The organism is Citrobacter sp. CF971 (assembly GCF_006385635.1).
Classification (GTDB): domain Bacteria; phylum Pseudomonadota; class Gammaproteobacteria; order Enterobacterales; family Enterobacteriaceae; genus Citrobacter; species Citrobacter freundii.
In genome coordinates this window covers 1,741,204-1,761,149 of sequence record NZ_CP041051.1, presented here as the reverse complement: position 1 = coordinate 1,761,149, position 19,946 = coordinate 1,741,204, and the positions used below count along the sequence as shown (strand labels likewise).

At 52.1% G+C, this 19,946-nt stretch carries 12 protein-coding genes and 1 pseudogene; 4 read left to right on the top strand and 9 right to left on the bottom strand.

All coding sequences use genetic code 11. The annotated features are described in order from the left end of the window. Window positions 1-77 precede the first annotated feature (77 nt). The 3 genes from focA to pflA all read left to right on the top strand — a co-directional run bounded on the left by focA (window position 78) and on the right by pflA (window position 4,203). Window positions 78-935, top strand: a complete 858-nt coding sequence (gene focA / locus E6P06_RS11845; protein ID WP_003035756.1) for a formate transporter FocA — start codon at window positions 78-80, stop codon at window positions 933-935. Between the two features lie 59 nt (window positions 936-994). Then, on the top strand, window positions 995-3,277 hold the full coding sequence (gene pflB / locus E6P06_RS11840; protein ID WP_003035753.1) for a formate C-acetyltransferase: 2,283 nt from the start codon (window positions 995-997) through the stop codon (window positions 3,275-3,277). A 185-nt stretch (window positions 3,278-3,462) separates the two neighbouring features. Further along, window positions 3,463-4,203, top strand: coding sequence for a pyruvate formate lyase 1-activating protein (gene pflA / locus E6P06_RS11835; protein WP_003035751.1), 741 nt, complete (start codon window positions 3,463-3,465; stop codon window positions 4,201-4,203). 43 nt (window positions 4,204-4,246) lie between these two features. Here the strand turns inward: pflA and E6P06_RS11830 are convergent, their stop codons facing one another. Together E6P06_RS11830 and E6P06_RS11825 are read right to left on the bottom strand one after the other, a co-directional pair. Next, complete coding sequence (locus E6P06_RS11830; protein WP_139935262.1) at window positions 4,247-5,668, bottom strand: amino acid permease; 1,422 nt, start codon at window positions 5,666-5,668, stop codon at window positions 4,247-4,249. Window positions 5,669-5,881: 213 nt separating this feature from the next. Next, the gene (locus tag E6P06_RS11825) at window positions 5,882-7,030 is read right to left on the bottom strand and encodes an MFS transporter (protein WP_003836902.1); all 1,149 of its coding nucleotides are present in this window, start codon (window positions 7,028-7,030) and stop codon (window positions 5,882-5,884) included. 385 nt (window positions 7,031-7,415) lie between these two features. Between E6P06_RS11825 and ycaC the strand changes: the two genes are divergently transcribed. Further along, entirely contained in the window at window positions 7,416-8,042 is a 627-nt protein-coding gene (ycaC, locus tag E6P06_RS11820) for an isochorismate family cysteine hydrolase YcaC (RefSeq protein WP_003035746.1), read from the top strand. A 109-nt stretch (window positions 8,043-8,151) separates the two neighbouring features. Here the strand turns inward: ycaC and E6P06_RS11815 are convergent, their stop codons facing one another. The 7 genes and pseudogenes from E6P06_RS11815 to ftsK form a co-directional block, all read right to left on the bottom strand. After that, a complete protein-coding gene (locus E6P06_RS11815) occupies window positions 8,152-9,015 on the bottom strand; it encodes a dimethyl sulfoxide reductase anchor subunit family protein (protein WP_003035744.1) in 864 nt (287 codons plus the stop codon). 1 nt (window position 9,016) lies between these two features. Next, window positions 9,017-9,634 carry a DMSO/selenate family reductase complex B subunit gene (locus tag E6P06_RS11810; RefSeq protein ID WP_003035741.1) on the bottom strand — a complete coding sequence of 206 codons (618 nt, stop codon included), beginning with the start codon at window positions 9,632-9,634 and terminating at the stop codon, window positions 9,017-9,019. 10 nt (window positions 9,635-9,644) lie between these two features. Then, window positions 9,645-12,089, bottom strand: a pseudogene (dmsA, locus tag E6P06_RS11805) (dimethylsulfoxide reductase subunit A). Window positions 12,090-12,325: 236 nt separating this feature from the next. Further along, window positions 12,326-13,618 (bottom strand): serine--tRNA ligase, encoded by a 1,293-nt coding sequence (gene serS, locus E6P06_RS11800; protein WP_003836908.1) that lies wholly within the window; start codon window positions 13,616-13,618, stop codon window positions 12,326-12,328. A 92-nt stretch (window positions 13,619-13,710) separates the two neighbouring features. After that, window positions 13,711-15,054, bottom strand: coding sequence for a replication-associated recombination protein RarA (gene rarA / locus E6P06_RS11795; protein ID WP_003836910.1), 1,344 nt, complete (start codon window positions 15,052-15,054; stop codon window positions 13,711-13,713). Window positions 15,055-15,064: 10 nt separating this feature from the next. Next, window positions 15,065-15,676: an outer membrane lipoprotein chaperone LolA gene (gene lolA, locus E6P06_RS11790; protein WP_003831898.1), complete on the bottom strand. Its 612-nt coding sequence runs from the start codon at window positions 15,674-15,676 to the stop codon at window positions 15,065-15,067. A 111-nt stretch (window positions 15,677-15,787) separates the two neighbouring features. After that, window positions 15,788-19,852 (bottom strand): DNA translocase FtsK, encoded by a 4,065-nt coding sequence (ftsK, locus tag E6P06_RS11785; protein ID WP_139935261.1) that lies wholly within the window; start codon window positions 19,850-19,852, stop codon window positions 15,788-15,790. Window positions 19,853-19,946 lie beyond the last annotated feature (94 nt).

Below are 19,946 nucleotides of genomic sequence, written 5' to 3'. Positions count from 1 at the left end.
GATATGATCTATATCAAATTCTCATCTATAATGCTTTGTTAGTATCTCGTCGCCGACTTAATAAAGAGAGAGTTAGTGTGAAAGCTGACAACCCTTTTGATCTTATTCTACCTGCTGCAATGGCCAAAGTTGCCGAAGAAGCAGGCGTCTATAAAGCAACGAAACATCCGCTTAAGACGTTCTATCTGGCAATTACTGCCGGTGTATTCATTTCAATTGCCTTTGTTTTCTATATCACCGCCACAACCGGTACCGGAACTATGCCTTTCGGCATGGCAAAATTAGTAGGTGGTATCTGCTTTTCCCTGGGGCTGATTCTTTGTGTTGTCTGCGGCGCAGACCTCTTCACCTCGACCGTATTGATTGTCGTAGCAAAAGCCAGTGGTCGTATTACCTGGGGCCAATTGGCTAAAAACTGGCTTAACGTTTATGTCGGTAACCTGGTGGGTTGCTTGCTCTTCGTGCTATTGATGTGGCTTTCCGGCGAATACATGACCGCCAACGGCGCGTGGGGGCTCAACGTCCTACAAACAGCCGACCACAAAGTGCACCATACTTTTGTTGAGGCGGTAAGTCTTGGCATCCTGGCTAACCTGATGGTGTGTCTGGCCGTATGGATGAGCTACTCGGGCCGCAGCCTGATGGACAAAGCGTTTATCATGGTATTACCGGTCGCAATGTTTGTTGCCAGCGGTTTTGAGCACAGTATCGCAAACATGTTTATGATCCCTATGGGTATTGTAATACGCGATTTCGCCACCCCGGAATTCTGGACCGCAGTTGGGTCTTCTCCGGAGAATTTTTCTCACCTGACCGTGATGAATTTCATCACCGATAACCTGATTCCGGTTACGATCGGTAACATTATCGGCGGCGGTTTGTTGGTCGGGTTGACATACTGGGTCATTTATCTGCGTGGTAACGATCATCATTAATCTGATGATGCCCATTACACGCAGTAAATAAAAAATCCACTTAAGAAGGTAGGTGTTACATGTCCGAGCTTAATGAAAAGTTAGCCACAGCCTGGGAAGGTTTTACCAAAGGTGACTGGCAGAATGAAGTAAACGTACGTGACTTCATTCAGAAAAACTACACTCCATATGAGGGTGACGAGTCCTTCCTGGCTGGCGCAACTGATGCGACCACTGCACTGTGGGACAGCGTGATGGAAGGCGTTAAACAGGAAAACCGCACTCACGCGCCTGTTGACTTTGACACCTCCGTTGCTTCTACCATCACTTCTCACGACGCTGGCTACATCAACAAAGCGCTCGAGAAGATTGTTGGTCTGCAGACTGAAGCTCCGCTGAAACGTGCGATCATTCCGTTTGGCGGCATCAAAATGGTTGAAGGTTCCTGCAAAGCGTACAATCGCGAACTGGACCCGATGCTGAAAAAAATCTTCACCGAATACCGCAAAACCCACAACCAGGGCGTATTCGATGTTTACACCAAAGACATTCTGAACTGCCGTAAATCCGGTGTTCTGACTGGTCTGCCAGATGCGTATGGCCGTGGCCGTATCATCGGTGACTACCGTCGCGTTGCGCTGTACGGTATCGACTACCTGATGAAAGACAAATACGCTCAGTTCGTCTCTCTGCAGTCCGATCTGGAAAACGGCGTAAACCTGGAAGCAACTATCCGTCTGCGTGAAGAAATTGCTGAACAGCACCGCGCTCTGGGTCAGATCAAAGAAATGGCTGCTAAATATGGCTGCGATATCTCTGGCCCGGCTACCAACGCTCAGGAAGCTATCCAGTGGACTTACTTCGGCTACCTGGCCGCTGTTAAATCTCAGAACGGTGCAGCAATGTCCTTCGGTCGCGTATCCACCTTCCTGGATGCTTACATCGAACGTGACCTGAAAGCAGGCAAAATCACCGAGCAAGACGCACAGGAAATGATCGACCACCTGGTCATGAAACTGCGTATGGTTCGCTTCCTGCGTACTCCTGAATATGATGAACTGTTCTCCGGTGACCCGATTTGGGCAACTGAATCTATCGGTGGTATGGGCGTTGATGGCCGTACTCTGGTTACCAAAAACAGCTTCCGCTTCCTGAACACCCTGTACACCATGGGTCCTTCTCCGGAGCCGAACATCACTGTTCTGTGGTCTGAAAAACTGCCTCTGAACTTCAAGAAATTCGCCGCTAAAGTGTCCATCGACACCTCTTCTCTGCAGTACGAGAACGATGACCTGATGCGTCCGGACTTCAACAACGACGACTACGCTATCGCTTGCTGCGTAAGCCCGATGGTTGTTGGTAAACAAATGCAGTTCTTCGGTGCGCGTGCAAACCTGGCGAAAACCATGCTGTACGCAATCAACGGTGGCGTTGATGAAAAACTGAAAATGCAGGTTGGTCCTAAATCTGAACCGATCAAAGGCGACGTTCTGAACTTCGACGAAGTTATGGACCGCATGGATCACTTCATGGATTGGCTGGCTAAACAGTACGTCACTGCACTGAACGTTATTCACTACATGCACGACAAGTACAGCTACGAAGCCTCTCTGATGGCGCTGCACGACCGTGACGTTATCCGCACCATGGCGTGTGGTATCGCGGGTCTGTCCGTTGCTGCTGACTCCCTGTCTGCAATCAAATATGCGAAAGTTAAACCGATTCGTGACGAAGACGGTCTGGCTATCGACTTCGAAATCGAAGGCGAATACCCGCAGTTTGGTAACAACGACTCTCGCGTTGATGACATGGCGGTTGACCTGGTAGAACGTTTCATGAAGAAAATTCAGAAACTGACTACTTATCGTAACGCTATCCCGACTCAGTCTGTTCTGACCATCACCTCTAACGTGGTTTATGGTAAGAAAACTGGTAACACCCCAGATGGTCGTCGTGCTGGCGCGCCGTTCGGACCGGGTGCTAACCCGATGCACGGCCGTGACCAGAAAGGTGCTGTTGCCTCTCTGACCTCCGTTGCTAAACTGCCTTTTGCTTACGCTAAAGATGGTATCTCTTACACCTTCTCTATCGTTCCGAACGCTCTGGGTAAAGACGACGAAGTTCGTAAGACCAACCTGGCAGGTCTGATGGATGGTTACTTCCACCACGAAGCGTCCATCGAAGGTGGTCAGCACCTGAACGTGAACGTCATGAACCGTGAAATGCTGTTGGATGCGATGGAACATCCGGAAAAATATCCGCAGCTGACCATCCGCGTTTCTGGCTACGCAGTACGTTTTAACTCCCTGACTAAAGAACAGCAGCAGGACGTTATTACTCGTACCTTCACTCAGACTATGTAATTGGTTTTGACTGAAATCGTACTTTAAAAAGCGTACAATAAAGGCTCCACGTAAGTGGGGCCTTTTTAATAGCCTGCTTTGTCAGCCATCTATACTTATGGATAGCAGCCAAAACAGACTCGACACAGTTAATAACTGTGCACTAACACTGGCCCCGGATGGGCCACACCTGGAGAAACACCGCAATGTCAGTTATTGGTCGCATTCACTCCTTTGAATCCTGTGGCACTGTTGATGGCCCGGGCATCCGTTTTATTACCTTCTTTCAGGGCTGCCTGATGCGCTGCCTGTATTGCCATAACCGCGACACGTGGGATACGCACGGCGGTAAAGAAGTTACCGTTGACGAATTAATGAAAGAGGTGGTGACCTACCGCCACTTTATGAACGCCTCCGGAGGCGGCGTGACAGCGTCTGGCGGCGAAGCTATCTTGCAAGCTGAATTCGTACGTGACTGGTTCCGGGCCTGTAAAAAAGAAGGTATTCATACTTGTCTGGATACTAACGGTTTTGTTCGCCGCTACGATCCGGTGATCGATGAGTTGCTGGAAGTCACCGACCTGGTCATGCTCGATCTCAAACAAATGAACGATGAAATCCATCAGAATCTGGTGGGTGTGTCTAACCATCGTACACTCGAGTTCGCGCGTTACCTGTCCAACAAAGACATCAAAGTGTGGATCCGCTATGTTGTCGTACCTGGCTGGTCTGACGATGACGACTCCGCACACCGCCTTGGCGAATTTACCCGCGATATGGGCAACGTTGAAAAAATCGAGCTGCTGCCTTACCACGAGCTGGGCAAACACAAATGGGTGGCAATGGGCGAAGAGTACAAACTCGACGGCGTTAAGCCGCCGAAGAAAGAGACCATGGAGCGCGTGAAGGGTATTCTCGAGCAATATGGACATAAAGTGATGTATTGAGTTTTATGGTGGGTAACAGATACGTTACCCACCTGACTCTGCCTTAACGCCCTCTTCTCGCCAGTAACGGGAAAATCAATCCCAGTCCAACCAGCACAAATGGCGTCACAATATTCAGCGTGAGCTGGAATGTCCACTCAGGGGTGAAGGCTTCCATTTTCGGGAAAATCCCGGTCAGACAGGCAAATGCGGTAAAGGCAAAGCACCAGATCCCCACGGTCATCGCAAGCGATCGGTTGCGAATAAAGACATATTCTGATTTATATTTTTGCGCCAGACGAATAACGGCAATGAATGCCACAAACACCCATAAATAACGCAATGGCATCACGACAGAGTTAAGATTCAATAGCCATTTATACAGATTGTTCATGTCGCCAATTCCCAGTGTTGGCAACATAATCAGAATCGCCACCAGCACCAGCGTCAGAATATAACCATTTACCAGCGTACCGGAAGCGTTGGTTTTACACAGGCTCTCGGGAATATATTTACGATCAGCATCACCCAGCAGAACTTTAAGCGGTGCATCAATAGAAAATACCAATGCCGCAATCTGTCCCAGCGTATTGGCAATCGCGTAAATAACCATCAGCGAATTACCCATACCATAATACTCGCCCAGTTTCTGGAAGGCGTAATATTGACCATTCGTCATCAGATCATCTGGAATATGCCGGGAGTCAAACATCATTCCCATAGCCAGCGATCCGAGAATCGCACATACCGCCACCATAACAGCCAGAACGAGCATCCCTTTCGGAAATTCTTTGCCCGGATTACGTGTCTGATTAACGTATGGCGAAATTTTCTCCGCGCCGCCCACGGCAAAGACCAGCATGGAGATCGTGGTAATGTAGGTAAAATCAATGTGCGGGATAAACGATTCCCAGGTGATATTAGTTGTCGCTATCTGCACATCCGTAATTGCAGGCGCAGTTACCGCCATCACGACATACAAAATGGACATCACAAACATCGCGATGCCTGCAACTGACCCAACAATTTTCAGCGACTTCATGCCACGGGACGCAACCCACATGAAAAAGACAAACAGCGCCAGTGTCAGCCCCTGCAACGCCACGACGGTGTACTCTTTAATCAACGAACCATCGCCCTTCAGCGCCCATCCCAGCGCAATCAGAATAGCCTGCGGTTTTTGCGCCAGATAAGGAATATGCACAACCCAATAGGTCCATGCAGCAAGATAAGCCAGCCCTGGCCCCATGGTATGTTTAATCCAGGTACTGACGCCGCCTTTACCCTCTTTAAAAGTTGAGCCAAGCTGCCCGACGATCAACGCATAAGGTATAAAATAGAGCGCGAAAATAAAGATCCAAGAGGAGACAACAACTAATCCCTGATTGGCATAGTTGTTAACGACGTTGCCAAAACCCCAAACGGTAATAAAAGACATCAATGCAATGTTGTACCATCGCAATTGTTTTTCCTGCACACCAGCCATACGCAATCCTTCGTGGAAGCTTTATGATTATAAATAAATGAGGCGTGGGATTATGCGCGGTAAAATGAGCGAGCGGAAACGGCAGGATGTAAAACTATAACCTTCTGCACACTTTATTTTCAGGAAAGAAGTGTGTGATTAAATAATGCAGGTTCCCATAAAGCATACATAAACAGTATGTATGGGAACCTGTTCATATTCTGTTAAATCAGGTCAAATGTGCGCAATAGAATTGGGTGTATGGCCCGTTTTACGCAACAGCATCAGTAAATAAATAAACGATACGCTGGCGATCATGATAAACAGCAAGCTATCTGAATAATTCTGCATCAGCATCGCTGTAAATGAAGGACCCAGCAGACTGCCCACGGTATAGCTCAATAACAATGCCTGATTCATGGCGACCAGCTGATGATGCTCCACCTTTTCACAGGCCCAGGCCATCGCGACCGGGTAGAGGGTAAAGCCTGCCGCACCCAACATAAACAACGCGGGCGCCATCGCCGCCTGATTCAGCATGGCGATACTCCCGACGATCACCACGAAGACCTGGACGCGTAAAACCAACAGACGTCCCAGCTTGTCCGCCAGACGGCCAATCGGCCATTGCCCCAGAATACCTGCACTTACCAGGACCGCCATCCAGAAACCAATGCTGGCATTACTCACCCCCTGATGATTGAGATACAGCGGCATCAGGCCATACAAAGACCCCAGCACAATCCCGGAAATAATACAGCCATTCACGCCCAGACGCGCCTGGCGGAGTTTCAGCATGGAGACAATAGGCGTAGACTGCTGCTCATCACCCTGCTGATTGGCAATGCGCGTAAACAGCAGTGGCAAAACACCCGCCAGGATAGTACCCGTCACCCACGGCAGGACGTTCATCAATTCCGTGGATACTTTACTCACCAGCAGTTGGCCTAAAAACGTCCCCACGTAATAGATCATCATATAGGCGGCAAGCAAACGTCCGCGATTACGCGAAGTCCCGCTGCACATCAGCGCGCTTTCCACCACCACCCAAATCATGGCGCAGCCAACACCAGCGATAAAACGCCAGGTCATCCAGCTCCAGAATCCCACCATAATCCCCAGCCCGACACAGCCCGCGGCAAAAATAAGCGAGGCGATATAATAGCTGCGGTTAAAACCAAGGTGTTTTATTAAATACCCTGTCAACAACGTCCCTACCAGATTACCGGTAAAGTAGGACGAGCTCACCACGCCTACCTGCCAGGTGGGCAGATTTTCATGGGCGAGCCAAAGCGGGACGAGCGTGTTTAACACGGCGATCGCCAGGGTCAACAGAAGTAGCCCGCACAGCAATAGCATGACGGGACGGGTATAGGTGGACATGAATAAAAACCGTGAGGAAGTTCAAATTTCATGCGCATCATGCCACTGCTAAAAACATTGTCAATCGGCGTAATCAGAGGGCTGAGGCGCTTTCTGGTCGATCGATTTGCATTACTGATTCTTAATGTGAATAGATAAAAAATACAAAATCACATCTGCTTGTTTTTATTGATCTAAAACAAAAATCTCGCGTTACGTTCAGTCGAAAAATTTCATGGATTACCCTTACTTTTATTTCTTACTAAACTCAATGCGGGATGCTGAGCTGCATTGTCTTCAAAATAGAACAGTGAGTTCTTATTTAGGCATCTACTCCAGATATCGTTCTTTTCGTAGACTTAAACTCATCAAATTTCCCCCACTGATGCTGAACAGGAAAAATATCATGACTAAACCTTACGTAAGACTTGATAAAGATAATGCGGCAGTACTGCTGGTCGACCATCAGGCTGGCCTGCTCTCTCTGGTTCGGGATATCGATCCCGATAAATTTAAAAACAACGTGCTAGCCCTGGGTGACTTAGCAAAATACTTCAACCTCCCAACCATTCTGACAACCAGTTTTGAAACAGGACCAAACGGGCCGCTGGTACCGGAACTGAAAGCGCAATTTCCCGATGCGCCCTATATTGCTCGCCCAGGAAACATTAACGCATGGGATAACGAAGATTTCGTGAAGGCAGTGAAAGCGACCGGCAAAAAGCAGCTGATTATCGCTGGTGTCGTGACGGAAGTTTGCGTCGCCTTCCCTGCGCTCTCAGCTATTGAAGAAGGCTTTGACGTCTTTGTGGTAACCGATGCTTCAGGCACATTTAATGAAATTACCCGTCATTCAGCTTGGGATCGGATGTCTCAAGCAGGCGCTCAGTTGATGACATGGTTCGGAGTAGCGTGCGAGCTGCACCGCGACTGGCGCAACGATATCGAAGGTCTGGCAACGCTGTTCTCGAATCACATTCCGGACTACCGCAATCTGATGACCAGCTACGACACGTTAACTAAGCAGAAGTAAAACCAGGGCGAAAGCCCTGGCCTGACATATTGCCTGATGACGCGCAGCTTTAAGGCCTACGGATCTGTAGGCCTGATAAGACGCAAGCCGCCATCCGGCATAGTTTGGATTAACTCGCCACCGCCATACCGACTGTCATATGCAGCCCGTAGAACACGCCACGACCAATCAGCTCGCCGACTAACAGCAAAATAAACGCCACGGAAAGCAGCGGAACGGCAGGCTGGTAACCCTTCACTTGCGGTACAATCCAGCAGCACAACGCTAATGCCAGCGCCACAATCCGCCACGCCATCAGCGAGCCGTAATCCGGAACCAGCGCAGACGCCTGCTGAATCGAACTGTGGATCGTCGCCAGTTCAGCCCCCTGCATGACAGACATAATGGCGCTTACGACCAGAGCAAGCACTGAAATTGCCGGCAGCAGGCGCATCGCCCAACCATCCACGCCAGCAATTCTCAGTAACAGATACCCCAGCAGCGGACCGCCCATAAACATCGTCAGGAAGAAGCCCAGCGGAGTCCAGACACTATACCAGGTCGGCACAGTATCAATGGTGTTATAAACGCGTACCATCATCCAGACAAAAACCACACCCAGCACCATGGTGACAACTAACCACAGATTGCGTAATGCGGGCGACATTTTTTTCAACGTGGCCAGCAGCCAGCCGATACCACCAACGGCAAAGAAGATTGAACCGCTGGCAATTTCGTTACTCAACGCCGAAGACCCTACGCGATTGAGCGAGTTAAAGGCGCGCATCGGCGAGCCCAGGTGGAGCATAGAAGCAATGAAGCCAATGCCCATTAATACCCACAGTCCAAACATGCAGGCAATCACGCGCTGCTGCGATTCTGGACGTAAGTCACCTTTCATCAACGCCAGCGCCAGAACGATAAAGCCACCAACCACACACTGTCCGAAGACCGTGAAGATCATCAGCGGCCATTCATGCCATCCACTTCCCATCTTACACCTCCTTCGGATTGGCCAGATAACCTGTGGTATCCCCGGTCGGGCGGCTATTGGCGTTAGGTTTGATGACAATACTCGGTTTGGTAAAGTGCGCGCCCGGCAGTGGCGCAACCGCAGCCAGGGTGCCATGCTTTTTGCGCAGCTCTTCAATCGGACCAAAATCCAGCGCACGCAGTGGGCAGGATTCGACGCAGATAGGTTTTTTACCTTCAGCGACGCGCTCATGGCAGCCATCGCATTTAGTCATATGCCCTTTTTCAGCATTGTACTGCGGCGCGCCGTAAGGACAGGCCATGTGGCAATACCGACAGCCAATGCACACGTCCTCATCGACAACGACAAAGCCATCTTCACGTTTGTGCATCGCGCCGCTCGGACACACCTTGGTACAGGCAGGGTCTTCGCAGTGGTTACACGCAATGGAGAGGTAATAGGCAAAGACGTTCTGATGCCAGACGCCGTTATCCTCCTGCCAGTCACCGCCCGCGTATTCATAAATGCGGCGGAAGCTGACCTCCGGGGTTAAATTTTTAAAATCTTTGCAGGCCAGTTCGCAGGTTTTGCAACCGGTGCAACGGCTGGAATCAATAAAAAATCCATACTGGGTTGTCATCGGTTACTCCTTACACCTTTTCAACCTGAACAAGGTTCGTGTGTGATGGGTTCCCCTTCGCGAGAGGAGACGGACGCTGGGTCGTCAGGACGTTAATACAACCGCCCTGGTCCACGCGTTTTGCGTCCGGGTCATACCACGCTCCTTAGCCTAGTGCCACCACGCCAGGCATCATACGCGGCGTTACTTTCGCCTCGATGTGCACTTCACCACGATCGTTAAAGATGCGCACCTTGTCGCCGTTGTTAATGCCGCGTCTCTGCGCATCCATCGGGTTGATCCACATTTCCTGACGGCAGGATGCTTTCAGAACATCCACGTTGCCATAGGTCGAGTGGACACGAGACTTGTAATGGAAACCGGTCAGTTGCAGAGGGAATTTCTCCACCAGCGGATCGTTCAGGCTTTCAAATCCTGGGGTATAAATCGGCAGTGGATCAATCACATCACCTTCCGGCAGTTCCCAGGTCGCCGCGATCTCGGCAAGTTGCTGCGAATAAATTTCGATCTTACCTGACGGAGTAGTCAGCGGATTGGCGTCAGGATCCTCACGGAACGCCTTGTACGCCACGTGATGCCCCTGTGGGTCACGCTGTTTAAAGATCCCCTGCTTGCGGAATTCTTCAAACGTTGGCAGTTCAGGAATCGCTTTGCGCGACTGCTCGTACAGATGACGCATCCACTCTTCCTGAGTGCGACCTTCTGTAAACTGCTGCTCAACGCCAAGGCGTTTCGCAAGCTCGCTGGTCATCTGGTAGATAGTCTTGCATTCGAAGCGTGGTTTGATCGCCTGATCGGTGAAAATCACATACGACATATTCCCGCAGGAGGCATCCAGTGCGAAGTCCATCTGCTCCGAAGCGGTACAGTCCGGCAGCAAAATATCCGCGTATTTCGCCGAGGAGGTCATATGGCAGTCGATGACAACGATCATCTCGCACTTCTTATCATCCTGTAGGATTTCGTGTGTGCGGTTGATGTCGGAGTGCTGGTTAATCAGGCAGTTACCCGCATAGTTCCAGATCATCTTAATCGGAACATCGAGCTTATCTTTACCACGAACACCGTCACGCAGCGCCGTCATCTCCGGACCTCGCTCAATGGCGTCCGTCCACATAAACATCGAGATACTGGTTTCTACAGGGTTTTCCAGCGTAGGCATACGTTCAAACGGCAAACTGTATGAGCCCTCACGCGCCCCGCTGTTGCCGCCGTTAATCCCAACGTTACCGGTCAGAATAGCCAGCATAGAAATGGCGCGGGTCGCTATTTCACCATTAGCATGACGCTGCGGTCCCCACCCCTGGCTGATGTATGCCGGTTTAGCGCTACCGATTTCACGTGCCAGTTTGACGATTCGTTCAGCAGGAATCCCGGTAATTTGCGCTGCCCATTCCGGGGTCTTGGCAATACCGTCTTTGCCCTGCCCAAGAATATACGCCTTATAGTGACCGTTTTTCGGTGCATCTGCCGGTAAGGTTTTCTCGTCGTAACCTACGCAATATTTGTCAAGGAACGGTTGATCAACCATGTTTTCGGTGATCAGAACATACGCCAGCCCATTTACCAGCGCGGCATCCGTACCTGGACGGATGGGGATCCACTCATCTTCACGACCCGCACCAGTATCCGTGTAGCGAGGATCGATAATGATCATGCGGGCATTGGATTTCTGTCGCGCCTGTTCAAGGTAATAGGTTACCCCACCCCCGCTCATACGGGTTTCACCTGGGTTATTCCCGAACAGAACCACCAGCTTGCTGTTTTCAATGTCTGACGGGCTGTTACCGTCTGCCCAGCCGCCGTAGGTGTAGTTCAACCCGGCAGCGATTTGCGCTGAAGAGTAGTCACCGTAGTGGTTCAGGTAGCCACCACAGCAGTTCATCAGACGTGCTACCAGCGTTTTGCCCGGTGGCCAGGAGCGTGTCAGGGTGCCGCCCAGCGTACCTGTGCCGTAGTTCAGGTAGATAGACTCGTTGCCGTAGTCTTTGATAAGACGCTGCATATTGCTGGCAATGATGTCGTAGGCTTCATCCCAGCTGATACGCTCAAATTTACCTTCGCCACGCTTGCCGACGCGTTTCATCGGGTATTTCAGACGATCGGGATTATAGACGCGACGACGCATGGAGCGACCTCGCAGACAGGCGCGTACCTGATGCAAACCGTCGTAGTTGTCATCACCGGTGTTGTCGGTTTCAACATACTTTATTTCACCATCTACCACGTGCATACGCAGAGGACAGCGGCTACCACAGTTCACCGTACACGCGCTCCAGATGACTTTCTCACTGGCCTGTGTTGGATTAAGGGCTTCTGCAGCATTTGCAATACGGGTAAATGGCAGGGTAAACGCGCTACTGGCCACCGCCAGTCCGCCTATCGCCGTCGTTTTCACCAAACCTCGGCGACTAACCTCAGCTGCCAGCATGGCATCGGGGATCTTAGTTTTCATAGTGGCTCACTCTGCTGCTCACAATAAACAAAAGGCAAATATTCGTTGTATATATTTTTATATAACGTTACTATCGATATACAGACTGGTAGATACTGAATTTGCGAAAAGACAGAGATAAATACTGACTTTCATTTGAAGGCAGTATTACTCCTATGGAGGTAGTCGTTATTGTCCGACGTCAAACGGGCATAAAAAAAGCGCCCGGAGGCGCTTTTTTAGCAGGGAAAGGTAGCTTAGCCGATGAATTCCAGGCCATTCATGTACGGACGCAACACTTCCGGAACCTGAATGCGACCATCAGCCTGCTGATAGTTTTCCATTACCGCAACCAGCGTACGTCCTACCGCCAGACCAGAACCGTTCAGCGTATGTACTAAACGGGTCTTTTTATCGGATTTACTTCGGCAACGCGCCTGCATACGACGAGCCTGGAAATCCCACACGTTGGAGCAAGAGGAGATTTCGCGATAGGTGTTCTGCGCCGGGATCCACACTTCCAGATCGTAGGTTTTGCATGCGCCGAAGCCCATGTCGCCAGTGCACAGGATGATCTTGCGATACGGCAGACCCAACAGTTGCAGGACCTTCTCAGCATGACCGGTCATCTCTTCCAGCGCATCCATCGAATCTTCCGGGCGAACGATCTGCACCATCTCAACTTTATCGAACTGGTGCATACGGATCAGACCACGGGTATCACGACCGTAAGAACCTGCTTCAGAACGGAAGCACGGCGTATGCGCAGTCATTTTGATCGGCAGCGCATCTTCGTCGATGATTTCGTCACGCACCAGGTTGGTCAGCGGCACTTCTGCAGTTGGGATCAGCGCATAGTTGCTGCTGTCAGCTTCTTCATCCAGCGGACGGGTGTGGAACAGATCGCCAGCAAATTTCGGCAGTTGGCCTGTTCCGTACAGCGTGTCATGGTTAACCAGATACGGAACGTAGTTTTCGCTGTAACCATGCTGTTCGGTATGCAGATCCAGCATGAACTGAGACAGCGCACGGTGCATGCGCGCGATCTGGCCTTTCATAACAACGAAACGAGAGCCAGTCAGCTTAACCGCTGCGGCGAAATCAAGACCCGTGTGCATTTCACCCAGAGTAACGTGATCGCGCACTTCGAAATCAAACTCACGTGGTGTACCCCAGCGGCTGACTTCGACGTTGTCATTTTCATCTTTACCCACCGGAACTTCGTCCGCTGGCAGGTTAGGAATGGTCAGCGCAATATCGCGGATCTCGGCCTGTAAGGTATCAAGTTCAGCTTTCGCGGCATCCAGCTCTTCGCCCAGTTTGTTCACTTCCAGACGTAAAGACTCGATATCTTCCCCGCGCGCTTTTGCCTGGCCGATGGATTTCGATCGAGAGTTACGCTCTGCCTGCAGGTTTTCAGTTTGTACCTGCAGAACTTTACGACGCTCTTCAAGAGCGCGCAGCTTATCTACATCCAGCTTAAAGCCCCGGCTTGCCAGTTTTTCTGCGACTGCGTCTGGCTCATTACGCAGCAGATTGGGATCGAGCATGCTTATCCTGTGCTTATCGAATTAAAATAGGAGAAAGTGACCACAGCCTGCGGTCACAGGGATACAGAGACAACATTACCGCAACGATAACACTAACGGTAGCGTTTTATAGGGCTATTTTGATCCTGTCCGGCGAGCCAGGCGAGCTTTTCGCCAATCTTGCCTTCAAGACCTCTGTTTGTGGGGTGATAATAGCGCGTTTGTGCCATTTCCTGCGGGAAGTACTCTTCTCCGGCGGCATAGGCATTTGGTTCATCATGGGCGTAACGATACTCCTGACCGTAGCCCATCTCCTTCATCAGCTTCGTCGGCGCATTGCGCAGGTGAACCGGCACGTCGTAATCCGGACGTTCACGTGCATCAGCCAGCGCAGCTTTGAAGGCGGTGTAAACTGCATTACTTTTCGGCGCGCAGGCCAGATAAACAATCGCCTGAGCAATCGCACGTTCTCCTTCAGCTGGTCCCACGCGGGTAAAGCAGTCCCATGCGGAAATTGCCACCTGCATGGCGCGTGGATCGGCATTGCCCACATCTTCAGAGGCAATTGCCAGACAGCGACGAGCAACATACAGTGGGTCACCGCCTGCACTAATGATGCGCGCATACCAATAAAGCGCTGCATCCGGTGCACTGCCGCGAACCGATTTATGTAATGCAGAGATGAGATCGTAAAAGCGATCGCCTTTATTATCGAAGCGTGCGCTACGCTCACCGGCAATTTCAGTGAGCAATTCTGGTTTCAATACGCGCTTGCCAGAATCATCAACTTCGGCCATATCGGCCATCATTTCCAGCGTATTCAGCGCCCGGCGCGCATCACCATTAACCAGTTCGGCAATAGCCCGACGCGTCTCTGGCGGCAGTACGATATCCTGGCCGCCGTAACCCCGCGCTTTGTCTGACATCGCCTGGTCCAGCACCTGTTCAATGTCGTCGGTAGTTAACGATTTCAGTAAATAAACACGCGCCCGCGACAGCAGCGCTGAGTTCAGTTCAAACGAGGGATTTTCAGTGGTGGCGCCAATAAACGTGATGGTACCGTCTTCAATATGCGGTAAAAACGCATCCTGCTGGCTTTTATTAAAACGGTGAACTTCGTCGACAAACAGGATCGTACGCCGACCAGCGTTACGGTTCTGACGCGCACGCTCAATCGCTTCACGAATCTCTTTTACACCAGACGTAACCGCCGAAATGCGTTCGACATCGGCGTTAGCGTAACGGGCAATGACTTCGGCAAGGGTGGTTTTCCCCGTCCCCGGTGGCCCCCATAAAATCATGGAGTGCAGGTGCCCGGCCTCGATAGCGCGCGGCAAGGGTTTACCCGCAGCCAACAAATGCTGCTGGCCGATATACTGCGCTAAATTTTCTGGCCGCATACGCGCGGCCAGTGGCTGAAAGGTATTATCAGAAAAGTCGAGCGACAGATTGCTCACTCACACGCCTCTACTTACGTTGATCGTCAACCGTTACACCTTGCGGCGGGGTAAAGGTGAATTTGGAAGGTTCAATCGCACCATTCTGCTGAGATTTCAGCTGATAGCTGCTGCGCTGATCGTCTTGCTCAACGGCGCTAAACTGATGGATCGTCCCGTCACGCCCAACATTGATCGTAAACTGCTTCAGGTTACCGCTGCTGGTTTTTGGCGTCAGCACGAAATCATCGCCGTTTTGCTTAATGTTGTACTGCTGCCAGTCACTGGCCTGGTTACGCGCGATCAGCATGAACGGCGTATTGCCCGTGGCGTCTTTCAGCCAGGTCGCGGTCGCCTGTTCAACAAACGGGTTAAAGAACCACAGCGTTTTCCCATCGGAAACCAGGATGCTCTCATCAGGCTGGGTCATATGCCAGTTAAACAGATTAGGACGTTTAACCCATAAATCACCCTGACCTTCCTGCACCGCTGCGCCGCTGCCGTCCGTGACCTTCTGAGTAAAGCTGGCATGGAAGCTACTGACTTTATCCAGACGGCTTTTCAGGTCGCTGGCAGCGTCAGCCCAGACACTGCTCACCACAAAGCTCGACAGTAATGCACAGGTGATTGCGATTCTTTTCATCGTTATTCCTCAAAATACGTCACTCCCAACGGGGAGATCCCTCTGCTATCCATTTCAGGCCAAAAATCAGCATGAGGAAAGTAGAAAATACTGAATTACTTAACTTTGCAATCATTCGAAGGGCGGCGGAGCCAGCACTTCACGATTACCATTATGCCCTTGTTCGCTGACAATACCCTGCGCTTCCATCTGCTCGATGATGCGCGCCGCTCGGTTGTAGCCGATGCGGAACTGACGCTGGACGCCGGAGATTGAGGCTTTGCGTTTCTGGGTCACAAAGTTTACCGCCTGATCGAACAGCGGATCCAACTCTTCGCCACCATCAAAACCGCCACCGCCTCCTTCGCTTTCGCTGTCAGAAGTAATGCCGTCGACGTATTGTGGACGACCGCGCGCTTTCCAGTCCTGTACCACTGCGTGAACTTCTTCGTCGCGGACAAAGGCGCCGTGAACACGCACAGGGATCGTCGAGTTCGGTGCGGAATAGAGCATGTCACCCATACCTAACAGCGATTCCGCTCCGCCCTGGTCAAGGATGGTACGCGAGTCAATTTTACTGGACACGGTAAAGGCGATACGCGTTGGAATGTTCGCTTTAATCAGTCCGGTGATAACGTCAACCGACGGTCGCTGGGTTGCCAGCACCAGGTGGATCCCCGCCGCACGCGCTTTTTGCGCCAGACGAGCAATCAGTTCTTCCACCTTTTTGCCAACCGTCATCATCAGGTCGGCGAATTCATCCACCAGCACAACAATATACGGCAGTTTTTCCAGCACCGGATGCTGAACATCCATACTGTCACCCGGCTTCCAGTAAGGGTCCGGAATCGGACGCCCCATGCGGGCGGCTTCGGCGATTTTCTCGTTATAACCGGCAAGGTTACGCACGCCAAGCGCCGACATCAGCTTGTAGCGACGTTCCATTTCATTGACGCTCCAGCGCAAGGCGTTAGCAGCATCTTTCATGTCGGTCACGACTTCGGTCAGCAGATGCGGAATGCCTTCATAAACCGACAGTTCCAGCATTTTCGGGTCAATCATGATAAAGCGAACGTCTTCCGGCTGCGCCTTGTACAGCATGCTGAGGATCATGGCGTTCACCCCAACAGACTTACCGGATCCGGTTGTCCCTGCTACCAGCAGGTGCGGCATTTTTGCCAGATCGGCCACCACCGGTTCGCCCGCAATATCTTTACCCAGCACCACAGTCAGCGGAGATGAGTTATCACGGAATTTAGCGTTATCCAGCACTTCACGCAGATAAACGGTTTGACGTTTTTTATTCGGTAACTCCAGTCCGACATACGGTTTGCCTGGAATAACCTCAACCACACGTACCGCTGCGGTCGACAATGAACGCGCCAGATCTCGCGACAGGTTGGAAATACGCGCCGCTTTAACCCCAGGAGCCAGATTAAGCTCAAAGCGAGTAATCACCGGGCCTGGAGAGTAGTTCACCACATCGGCTTTAATGCGGAAATCCGCCAGACGCGCTTCCACCAGACGTGCCATTTGCTCCAGCGCGAACGTATCTATCGGCTCAACCTCGCTCGGCGGCGGTGTAAGCAGATCTAACGATGGCAGCGGCGTGCTTGGACGGTGCGCCGGACGGCTGTCGCCATTACGCATCAGCAGCGGATGGATCAGACTATCCTGCGGCGGCGGCGTAACAGGCTGCGCTGGCTGCTGATAATGCTGCTGCGGTGCGACAGGCTGCGCCGGCTGCTGATAATGCTGCTGCGGTGCAACAGGTTGCGCCGGTTGCTGATAATGCTGCTGCGGTGCAACAGGCTGCGCCGGCTGCTGATAATGCTGCTGTGGTGCAACAGGCTGCGCCGGTTGCTGATAATGCTGCTGCGGTGCATCAGGCTGCGCCGGTTGCTGATAATGCTGCTGCGGTGCAACAGGCTGCGCCGGTTGCTGATAATGCTGCTGCGGTGCAACAGGTTCCTGGTACTGCGGCGCAGGCTCCGGCATCACGCCAGGCGTAAACAGTGGCTCATGCGGCCCCTCATCTACCAGCGTTTTCATTGGCGAAAATTCAAAGTCATCGAGCGAGAACGGATTCGCTCCGGCAGGCTGTTCACCGGAATAACGCTGCTGCTGAGAAGAAGCAAACTGGCGAGCCAGTTCCGCTTCTGCGGCTGAATCTTCGTCATCAGTCTGGTGGGTATCGTCCTGATACTCTTCGCCATAACGATGCTGCTGCGACTGAGCGAACTGGCGTGCCAGCTCGTCCTGCTGCATTGCATCCATTTCATCGTCATTGTACGCATCTGTATCAAGCTGCTCTTCGCGCGCTTTCTCTTCAGCCATACGCTGTGACGGCAGTTTGATGCCATACGACGCCAATTCCCGGCGAGTAGGCACGCGCACACGATTTGGGCGCGGTAACTGCGGGCCAATCCCCTCTTTCACCTGCGGACGCGGCGCACCGCTGCCCGCAAGGCTAAAGACAGGTGCAGCTGCCGCTGCACCCGCCCCTAAAGCGGCGCTTTTTACACCGGCAGCCAGCGGTGCAACAGCAGCAACAGACTCAACGGGCGGTATGGATGCAGTCGTCGGCATAGATGGCGTAGACGGTTTAATACGCTCAGGCTCCTGAGCAGGTTCTGGAATCGGCTGATACCACGCGGCCAGTTGCTCACGCTCACGCGCACGTTTCTCTTCGACTTCTTCAAAGTAATAGAGCGGCGGACGAGTCGGTTTAACTTCTTCAACCACGGGCTCAGGTTCCACCACAAGCGGTTGTTCAACCACTGGCTGCTGAAACGTAGTGCTCTGTTGAGGGATTGATTCCTGCTGATAAACAGGTTGCGGCGCAGGCTCCGGCTGATAAGCAGGCTGCTGGAATGTGGCGTTCTGTTGAGAGGTCGGATCCTGTTGATAGACAGGCTGCAGCACAGGCTCTGGCTGATAAACAGGTTCCGGCTGCGGTGCGTAATATTGCGGCTGCGGACTCTCCTCCACAACCGGCTGTTGCCATGGCTCATACGGCTGCTGCACCGGAGGTTGCGCGTACTGGGCTGGTTGCGGATAACCTTCAGGCGTTGGTGCAATCGCGGCATCACCGGTTTGCGGGCCTGGTGCGGATTGCCAGGCTACGGCTGGAGCCGGTTGCTCCATAACAGTGTTGGTCACGGGCGAGGTTTGCAGCAACGGATCTACCGGCGCGCTCCAGGCCTGAGCGGCCGTTGTAGCTGCAGCTGCTGCAGCCACAGGCTCGGTCACCGAGTGGCCGTTAAGCAGTGGGTCAAGCTCGTCATATTCAGGCAGCGTCGCGCGATTGCCGGAAAACAGCACATCGTTAGGATCGGCAACCACGCCACGGGCGCTGTATTCAATTTCGTCTTCATCATCCATGCGTTTGCCGGAGAACAGCGCCGCATCGGTATGACGACCAAGCGGGTTGGTAAATTTCTCTGCCAGACGCTTACGGCGCGCTAACGCACCGCGCAGAATACGAGCCCGACGCGATTCATGGGGTTTGCCATCAGCGGCATCGACAGACTCTTCTTCATCTTCATATTCTTCGTCATCGACCCAGGTATCGTCGCGGCGGGTACGGTTGCTGGCAAACGTCAGGATATTGAGTAACCAGCCGCCCAGTTTTTCCGCAATGCTCACCCATGACCAACCGGTGAAAAGCGTTAATCCCGCCGCCCAAATGCACAACAACGTCAGCGTGCCGCCGCTGCTGTGCAGTAAGGGTTGTAGCGTAGTGCTGAGCAGACTGCCGATCACGCCGCCAGAGGCGAAATACCAGATGTCATCGGCGTTAATTGCGGCCAGCCCGCAGGAAGTGAGAATCAGCGCCAGGACGCCAATAATGCGCAGCGAGACGGCAAAATAATCGACGTATTCGTCGCTGGCCTGGTGTCGCCAGGCAAACCAACAACCGCCAACAATGATGACGGGAATGGTGTAGGCCATGACGCCAAAAATAAAGAACAGCGTGTCCGCCAACCATGCTCCGGGTATTCCCCCCAGATTATGGATAGGTTCATGCCATGCGGTTTGTGACCAACTGGGATCCGAAGGGTTAAAGCTGAGTAAGGCAGCCATCAACCAGACGGCAAAAAGGGCAATAAGGATCAGTAGCGCTTCCAGAAGTCGGCGCCCGCTGCTTAACTTCGTCAATGTGACGTCTTTGTCTTCAGTGTATTCCTGGCTCAAAAACGGCTCTCCAGGTTTCAGGCTTTTCCTGCCCGATGCTAAAACGGACAACAGCACCGGGTTACCCCGGCACTGTTGCTGTATGGATTAACAG

Excerpts from the sequence above, each read along its gene's own strand:
- pflB (WP_003035753.1), top strand. The coding sequence starts at position 995 with ATGTCCGAGCTTAATGAAAAGTTAGCCACAGCCTGGGAAGGTTTTACC.
- pflA (WP_003035751.1), top strand. The coding sequence starts at position 3,463 with ATGTCAGTTATTGGTCGCATTCACTCCTTTGAATCCTGTGGCACTGTT.
- E6P06_RS11830 (WP_139935262.1), bottom strand. The coding sequence starts at position 5,668 with ATGGCTGGTGTGCAGGAAAAACAATTGCGATGGTACAACATTGCATTG.
- E6P06_RS11825 (WP_003836902.1), bottom strand. The coding sequence starts at position 7,030 with ATGTCCACCTATACCCGTCCCGTCATGCTATTGCTGTGCGGGCTACTT.
- ycaC (WP_003035746.1), top strand. The coding sequence starts at position 7,416 with ATGACTAAACCTTACGTAAGACTTGATAAAGATAATGCGGCAGTACTG.
- E6P06_RS11815 (WP_003035744.1), bottom strand. The coding sequence starts at position 9,015 with ATGGGAAGTGGATGGCATGAATGGCCGCTGATGATCTTCACGGTCTTC.
- E6P06_RS11810 (WP_003035741.1), bottom strand. The coding sequence starts at position 9,634 with ATGACAACCCAGTATGGATTTTTTATTGATTCCAGCCGTTGCACCGGT.
- serS (WP_003836908.1), bottom strand. The coding sequence starts at position 13,618 with ATGCTCGATCCCAATCTGCTGCGTAATGAGCCAGACGCAGTCGCAGAA.
- lolA (WP_003831898.1), bottom strand. The coding sequence starts at position 15,676 with ATGAAAAGAATCGCAATCACCTGTGCATTACTGTCGAGCTTTGTGGTG.